The sequence below is a fragment of the Corallococcus carmarthensis genome (assembly GCF_003611695.1).
GTDB classification, from domain to species: domain Bacteria; phylum Myxococcota; class Myxococcia; order Myxococcales; family Myxococcaceae; genus Corallococcus; species Corallococcus carmarthensis.
Genome location: NZ_RAWE01000398.1, coordinates 1 through 3,672, shown reverse-complemented (window position 1 = coordinate 3,672; position 3,672 = coordinate 1). Strand labels below are relative to the sequence as shown.

Below are 3,672 nucleotides of genomic sequence, written 5' to 3'. Positions count from 1 at the left end.
GTGGCACCCGGCGGGCGCGGGATGGGCTCCAGCTTGCCCGGCGCCTCCTGCTTGCAGGCGGTGAATGCGAGGGCGACGAGCAGACCGGACAGACTTCGCTTCACGGGGACACTCCTGGTGACCGTCGCGGGATAGCGGAGCGGACGGCGGTTGTAAAAGGGAGAACGGGCTTTGACGCGACCCGCCGAGGTTGGGGGTTCATGGAAGGGCCAGCGTGCAGGCGCGCAGGCTCTCCGGTGCGGTGGGTGGCGGCTCACTGGCGATGGATGCGAGGAGCGTGAGCTCGCTGGGGTCGGGCAGCGTGCCTCCGCAGGCGGTGGGGCAGGACGCCACCTGCTCGTCGAAGCGCGTGCAGTAGCCCTCGATGGGGTCCGGTGGAGCCGGAGGCGGCTGGGGACCGGTGCCGCACAGCGCGATGAAGCCATGCCGGGTGCCTGGAGGGGGCGGGCCAAGGGGCTCGGACTGCCGGGCCATGCATTCCAGGGTGGCGCGGGCCTCCGCCAGGCAGGCCCGTGCGGCGGGGGCGGTGATGCCGGAGGACGCCCTCCACTCAGCGGCTCCCGCCGCGGCGGCGGCCTGGAGGCGCGGGTCCCGGGCGCGCAGGATGCCGGACAGCAAGCGCTGCCGGTCCGTTGGGAGCAGGTTGCGCGCCGCGATGTTTCTGACGCGCGCGGCGGAAGGCGTGCCCTTCAGGGCTTCGGCCATCGCGAAGAGGAGGGCTTCGTAGGACGGAGCGAGGCGCGGACTCCGCTGTGAGTCCAGCAGCAGGTCGAGCACGGCCTCGCGTCCGCCCAGCCGGTCCGCGTACGGCGGAGTGAGCAGCTTCGCCACGACGGCGGGCGTGGCGGCCAGTCCTTCGAGGAGGCCCGGCTCGCGCTCCATCACCCAGTCGAACAGGGCTTCGGCGCGTTCAGGACTCCCGAGGCCCAGGTTCACGCGCAGCAGCAGCAGTTGCTCCGCGGTCAGCGGCTCGAGCACGTCGGGGAGCGCCGTGGGAGGCAGCGTCGCGACGTGGCGGGACAGGACCGCGATGGCGTCCTGTGGGCAACGCGTCTGTGCCTGGGCGATGACGCGCAGCCGCGCGGGGGATGGGCCCAGGTCGTGGGCGTCATGGAGCTGGGCGCAGGGGGCGCTCCGGGCCCAGTGCTGGAACGCCGCCTCGCTGACGGGGCGGCCGCGTTGCTGTTCGCGCAGCAACTCGACAATGGGGGACAGGGCCGGGTGCTCACGGTAGGCACGTTCGAGCCACTCGCTCTCCAGCGGCGTGAGCGGAGGCGTGGTCAATGCCAGGACGCTGGGCCGGGTTCCCGCGCGCAGGAGCAGGAGCGCGTCGACCCGGTCGGAGCCCCGTTCCGTGGTGGTCCGCAGGAAGTCGCGCTGGAACGTGGCGGGCTGGTCCCAGAGCCACTGGACCAACAGCGAGGCGCGCCCTTCGAGGACGCCGAACCGCTCGGGCAGACGGAGGCGTTGGGCCAGGACCATCAACTCCAGACAGCGGGGGCCCGGGCAGGCCCCGTCCCTGAACAGGAGGGGGATACCCGCGCGAAGGCCGGACTCCCGGCAGCCGGGCTGGAGCACCGCTTCCAGGAGGTGGCCCTGGCGCGCGAGGTTGTCCGCGTGCTGGGCGCGCTGCTGGGGGGAAGCGGTGACGCCGCAGAGGAGCATGGCGGGCGTTGGCGGGCTCAAGGGATACAGCTCGCGCGCGGTGGGGTGCGCGTCGTACTCCTTTCGCGCGGCGCCCACACCCTGGCGCGCGAGGTCCACGAGCTGGGTGAGGGCCTCGGTGCAGGGATGCGTCGGGGCGTAGGGCCCGGTGACGCAGTCGTGCTCCCCGACGAGCTCGTGGTAGCGCAGGAGCGGATCCGCCGCCCGCCTCCAGGCCTCACAGTCCACGGGCTCCACGTGTGCGTCGGAGTCCGCGCGGGTGATGACGCCGTCGTGGCCCTCCATCCGGAAGCGCAGCGTCCGCGTGGCGGGGGGGACGCCTCGGGCTTCGAGCTTCAGGGTCGTCTCTGGGGCGCGGCCCGCTTCGAGGACGGTGAAGACGAACTGGCAGCCGCCAACGGAGTTGGACCCTGGCGCGGGAGGCCGGGTGCCGTCGGTGCAGGGCAGGGGGAGGAAGCCGACGACCGGGGGGATGTCGTAGCGGTCCTTCTCCCCGAAGAAGGCGCGCTCGGCGGTGTAGAGCGCGGAGAGGCCACACACGGCTTCGGCGGAAGGCGCCGGAGACGCGCCGGAGGCCACGGCCAGGACGACCCATAACCACCCCGTGGCGATGCCCATGTGTCTGTTCCCCTCTCCGGGTGGAGAGCCTGGGCGACCTGGGCTCCTGGCCGCAAGCCCCCTGGGGCGTCCGAGCCCGGCGCCCTTCATGCTTTATGATTGCTTCTGCCCGAGAGTCCACCCCGGTGGGGACACCCGTTTCATGAAGAGTTTGCGTCTGAAGGGCCGTCTTGGAGATTTGAGGTCTCATGAGACTGATCGTGCTTGGCTGCATCTTGATGGCGTGCCTCACCCCTGGCTGCGTGACCACTCGCGAAGAGCTGATCGAGAAGAAGCGCCATGGGGCCATGGAGGACTGGCGGAGTCAGGGGGCCGCCTATCGGAGTTCCGAAGGCTTTCAAGATGCCCGTTGGGGCATGCGCGTCGAAGAAGTCCGAGAGCTCTTCCCGGATGGGAAGATGCTCAATGAGAATGCGATGCGCTGGAAGTCCACCATCGCGGACCTGCCAGCGGTTGTGACATTTGCCTTTCTGAAGGGCCGATTCGTCGCGGTCGACGTCTTCTTTCCAGATGCCGGTAACGTTCGGGACGCACATCTGCTGATCCGGCGGCTGCTCAATCGGAAGTTCGGGACCCCGGTACGCGATCGGGATACGGCCGATGAATCGCAACGGCGGGTTGGCAGCTATCGCTCTGCCGCAGATACCGTGTACGTGCTGGGGAAGCTCACGGAATCGCTCACCGGGGTTCACCAGGATCAGTACGCGCAGCAGCGCATTGATGTCAGGGCAGAAAACGATGAGGCTGAAGCCCGACGACAGGCGCGCGCTGCCTCGAAACGATTCTTGCTGCTGAGTCGGTGGGCGACGGTCGAAAGCGACGTCAAGCTCAGGAGCGTGAAAACGCCAGGCATTGATGCCGTGGTTATCGAATATGAAAGTGCGAGATATGCAGCGGAACTCGCCGCGGCCCGGCAACGCACAAGGGAACTTGAGCTTCAGCGCATGACCAAGGAGCTTTGAGGGCTGTCGACCACAACGGCGAGGATTGTCGGCAAGCTGTGGGGCTCCACGAGTCAAGCGACCTCTCGGGTTCCCTCGGTTTGAACTATCCGGAATTTCCGGATGGTTGCTCCGGGGTCGAGTTCTCCCTCCTCGTGGATATTCTGGAGGTGCTCGTTGATGGTCCGGACATCCTTGCCGTACAGCTCGGCCAGCTGCTTCTGGGTCAGCCAGACGGTTCCTTCCTCGTAAGCGTTCACGGGGTGGTGCTCGCCTGAGGGGGCGGTGAGGCAGCGAACGGTGGGCCTCACCACGCTCGACGTGGGCCGGGGGCGGATTAGAAATAATGGGGCGTGGCCACGCCCGACCCAAGAGATGCGCGTATCGCGGAGCTGGAGCGACTGCTGAGCGCTGCGCTCGCGCGAATCGAGCAGCAGGAGGCTCGCAT

Annotated in this window: 3 protein-coding genes; 1 reads left to right on the top strand and 2 read right to left on the bottom strand. The window is 68.7% G+C overall.

Features of this window, described 5'->3' with window-relative positions:
* Window positions 1-198: 198 nt before the first annotated feature.
* A complete protein-coding gene (locus tag D7X32_RS43630; RefSeq protein WP_120608370.1) occupies window positions 199-2,283 on the bottom strand; it encodes a hypothetical protein in 2,085 nt (694 codons plus the stop codon).
* A 188-nt stretch (window positions 2,284-2,471) separates the two neighbouring features.
* Here D7X32_RS43630 and D7X32_RS43625 point away from each other — a divergent pair, with 188 nt between their 5' ends.
* The gene (locus D7X32_RS43625) at window positions 2,472-3,245 is read left to right on the top strand and encodes a hypothetical protein (RefSeq protein WP_120608369.1); all 774 of its coding nucleotides are present in this window, start codon (window positions 2,472-2,474) and stop codon (window positions 3,243-3,245) included.
* Window positions 3,246-3,298: 53 nt separating this feature from the next.
* Here the strand turns inward: D7X32_RS43625 and D7X32_RS43620 are convergent, their stop codons facing one another.
* On the bottom strand, window positions 3,299-3,484 hold the full coding sequence (locus D7X32_RS43620) for a virulence RhuM family protein (RefSeq protein WP_208752750.1): 186 nt from the start codon (window positions 3,482-3,484) through the stop codon (window positions 3,299-3,301).
* Between the last annotated feature and the right edge of the window lie 188 nt (window positions 3,485-3,672).

Excerpts from the sequence above, each read along its gene's own strand:
- D7X32_RS43625 (WP_120608369.1), top strand. The coding sequence starts at position 2,472 with ATGAGACTGATCGTGCTTGGCTGCATCTTGATGGCGTGCCTCACCCCT.
- D7X32_RS43630 (WP_120608370.1), bottom strand. The coding sequence starts at position 2,283 with ATGGGCATCGCCACGGGGTGGTTATGGGTCGTCCTGGCCGTGGCCTCC.